This window comes from Caballeronia arationis (assembly GCF_001544975.2).
GTDB classification, from domain to species: Bacteria; Pseudomonadota; Gammaproteobacteria; order Burkholderiales; family Burkholderiaceae; genus Caballeronia; species Caballeronia arationis.
In genome coordinates, this window is record NZ_FCOG02000298.1 from 1 (window position 1) to 3,482 (window position 3,482).

The following is a 3,482-nucleotide window of genomic DNA, read 5'->3' on the forward strand; positions in this document are numbered from 1 at the left end:
ATCAGTACCGAGCCCAGCAGTGTCATTATCGACGACGCGGAGGTGTGCTTCCGGCGTACCTACGGCTGTAGTACTAAGTCGGCGAGCTAGCGAAATACGAGGCTCCGATTTAAAAACGCTTTTCGGCAGGCCCGTATCGGCATTCATGAAGGGGACCGTGCCAATCTGGGCTGGAGCTCGGCCATGGTGCTTCCTTGTGGTGACTGTGCGGCGGGTTGAATCGCGCTTACGTTTTCCCCTTCGGCCTCATCGACATGACCGGATCGCGTTCACACAACGCTCAGTTCGCAGCTTCGGCCATCAGATGATCGCCAAACTGCTCCCGCAGACAGTTCTTCTGGACCTTGCCCGTAGCGCCCAATGGGATCGCGTCGACGAAGATCACATCATCGGGCGTCCACCATTTCGCGATCTTGCCTTCATAAAAAGCGAGGAGTTCTTCCCGCGTCAAATCCGCTTGCAGTTTCCTGACGACTATCAGCAATGGACGCTCGTCCCACTTCGCGTGCTTCGCGGCAATGCATGCTGCCTGAGAGACTGCCGGGTGCGCCATCGCGATATTCTCAAGGTCGATGGAGCCAATCCACTCACCCCCAGACTTGATGACGTCCTTGCTGCGATCGGTGACTTGCATGAAACCATCGGCATCGATGGTCGCAACATCGCCCGTCGGGAACCATGCTTGTCCGTCGTCATCGAACTGCAGCGGACTATCCCCTTCGTTCCTGAAGTAGTCGCACACCACCGATGGCCCACGCACCAGCAGGTCGCCAGAAGTCGCACCGTCCCAGGACAACCCCATGCCGTCAGCGCCGACGATTTTCATGTCGATGCCAAACATCACACCGCCTTGTTTGGATTGCACGGCATGACGCTCTTCCTGGGACATCTCGATATGCCGGGCCTTCATGGTGCCTACGGCAGTTCAGTCATCCCCCAGGCGTGCAACACTGCTACGCCGTAGGTTTCCTGGAACTTGCGCAGCATGGCCGGGGTACAGGCCGCGCCACCAATGGTGGTGCGTCTCATGCTCGAGAATGACCGACCTGATTCCTCGACATGACCAAGCAGGCCTTGCCAGACAGTCGGAACGCCGGCGGAGAGCGTAACCTGCTCGGCTTCGAGCAATTCATACAGCGATTTGCCGTCCAGAGCCGGCCCGGGGAATACAAGTTTGGCCCCGACCATGCACGCGATGTACGGAAGTCCCCACGCGTTCACATGAAACATCGGCACAACGGGCAGGATCACGTCGCGTGCCGAACAGTTCAGCGCATCAGGCAGCGCCGCCGCATAGGTGTGCAGCATCGACGAGCGATGGCTGTACAGCGCTCCTTTCGGGTCGCCCGTTGTGCCAGAGGTGTAGCAGAGCGTACTGGCGGCGTCCTCGTCTAAAATCGGCCAGGAGTAATCGGACGAACACTGCTGGATCAGGTCTTCATAGCACAGTAGATTGTCAACGCCGGCGTCTTTCGGCATATGGGCGTGATCGATCATGGCGATGAACGCCTTGACGGTCTTGCAGCGGCCGGCGACGGCCTTGATCAACGGCAGGAAGGTCAGGTCGAAGAAGATGTACTGGTCTTCGGCGTGATTCGCGATGTAAGCGACCTGGTCTTCATGCAGGCGAGGGTTGATGGTATGCAGAATGGCACCCGTACCAGAGACGCCGTAGTACAACTCCAGGTGACGGTAGCCATTCCATGCGAGCGTGCCGATCCGGTCGGAGGGCTTGACACCAAGGCTCGTCAGCGCGTTGGCCATCTGGCGCGCGCGACGGTGGCAGTCACGGAAAGTGTAGCGATGGATATCGCCCTCCACCCGCCGGGACACGATCTCCGTATCGCCATGATGGCGGTCGGCGTGCACAATGAGTGAGGAGATCAACAACTGCTTTTGCATCATCAAGCCGTTCATGGCGTCGTTCCGTTCGTAATGTCTGTGATCGGGGAGCGGGCAGATAGCCGTACCCCTCTGTCAGGTTCCGCTTCAAGGCCGCGAACCGGGACCACGTGTTTCTCTTCTCGGGTTTTTTTTGCGATCAGACAACGGTTCTGGCGGCGGGAGAGATGGCGATGCGACATGGGCTGCGTGGTCGGTGCACGCACCCATCTTCTCGCCGCCTGCGATCTGCGATGACCCGGCGTGGTGCTGGAGTCCTGATATGGTCGGACCGTCTCGTGCGTCTTGCGGGCGACGCACTGAGTGTTACGAGGACCCCGGCGGATATCGGCAGTCCCCTTGAATTCAGATCAGTTGAATGCCGTCAGGTCTTTCGGCTTGATGCCATGCTGCTCGCAATAGGCAAGATAGCGCTGCAGCCCGGACTTCCAATTTTCGAGCGCGACGATGTTGTCGTTCCCGTCGAGGAACAGGAGATCGCCGGTTACCTGAACCAGTGTGAGCACATATCCGTCTCCGCTTCCCGTGCTTACGACTTCAGGCGTGTGGGTCGACGCGGCGGTCTCGTACACGACGCTGCCGGGTCCGGCGATCCAGTCGTGATCCTTGTATTTCCACTTGCCTTCGATCGTGTAGACCAGGACCGTACCGGTGTGGTGGTGCTTGGGCAGTTGCATGTCGATCGATGACTTCATCAGCACGATCCATTCACCCCGGATCGGGTCAAGCTTGAAATACTTCAGCAGGACGTTTTCCGCATAGGGCGCAAACGGTACCCACGGTAGCGAATCGCCATCAATGACGGCGGTGTCGACGTGTTCGTAAAGCATATCTGTCTCCATTTTGTAGTGGTGGTCGAAAACGGGCAGCCCTGGATGCGCCGGAGGAAACTGTTCGCCTTAGACCAGCGGGGTGCCCGCGAGGGTGGCGCGCAGCATCTTTCTTGGCGAGTTGTCGTAGTCCGCCACTGCGTAGTGCTGAACCTGCAGGTTGTCCCACATGGCGACCGTGCTCGATCTTCCGTGAATATTCCACGCCAAAGTAAGCAAGGATTCCACGGCAAAAAGAACACGAATTCCACGGCAAAGTGAATGCCGATTCCACGGCAAAAAGAACAAGGTTTCCACGCCATCGCGAACAGGATTTCGAGGTGGCGGCGACGCGGGTCAACAGTGGCACGCTCGACAATTTTGTCGGGGGTGCCGAATGGCAAATGTCAGGTTGACCATGCGCAAAATCAGGGAAGTGCTGCGGTTGCATTTCGAGTGCGACCGCAATCAGAGGGAGATCGCCGATGCAGTCGGCGCCTCGACAACGACGGTGTGGCATTACCTGCGCCGCACGCGGCTGGCGGGCCTGGGCTGGCCGCTGCCGCCGGAACTGCTGACGGATGACGCGGCGCTCGAGGCCAGGCTGTATCCGCCGCCGGCACGGCGCGAGCCAACGCGCGGCATGCCGGACTGGCCGACGGTGCATCGCGAGATCGGCAGGAAAGGCGTCACGCTCGATCTGCTGTGGCAGGAATATAAGGCGCAGCATCCGGACGGCTGCGGCTACAGCTGGTTCTGTAAGGCTTACCA

Annotated in this window: 2 protein-coding genes and 2 pseudogenes; 1 reads left to right on the plus strand and 3 read right to left on the minus strand. The window is 59.2% G+C overall.

Annotated elements, in window-relative coordinates:
- Positions 1–280 precede the first annotated feature (280 nt).
- The 3 genes and pseudogenes from AWB81_RS41205 to AWB81_RS47890 form a co-directional block, all read right to left on the minus strand.
- A pseudogene (locus tag AWB81_RS41205) lies at positions 281–1,917 on the minus strand (3-(methylthio)propionyl-CoA ligase).
- 335 nt (positions 1,918–2,252) lie between these two features.
- Positions 2,253–2,732, minus strand: coding sequence for a 2,4'-dihydroxyacetophenone dioxygenase family protein (locus AWB81_RS41210; protein WP_062644219.1), 480 nt, complete (start codon positions 2,730–2,732; stop codon positions 2,253–2,255).
- A gap of 69 nt (positions 2,733–2,801) precedes the next feature.
- Positions 2,802–3,029, minus strand: coding sequence for a TauD/TfdA family dioxygenase (locus AWB81_RS47890; protein WP_235026194.1), 228 nt, complete (start codon positions 3,027–3,029; stop codon positions 2,802–2,804).
- Positions 3,030–3,108: 79 nt separating this feature from the next.
- Here AWB81_RS47890 and AWB81_RS46215 point away from each other — a divergent pair.
- A pseudogene (locus AWB81_RS46215) lies at positions 3,109–3,482 on the plus strand (IS21 family transposase); the annotation flags it as partial.

What these genes read in the sequence shown, in the direction of transcription:
- AWB81_RS41210 (WP_062644219.1), bottom strand. Translation starts at nt 2,732, where the DNA reads ATGCTTTACGAACACGTCGACACCGCCGTCATTGATGGCGATTCGCTA.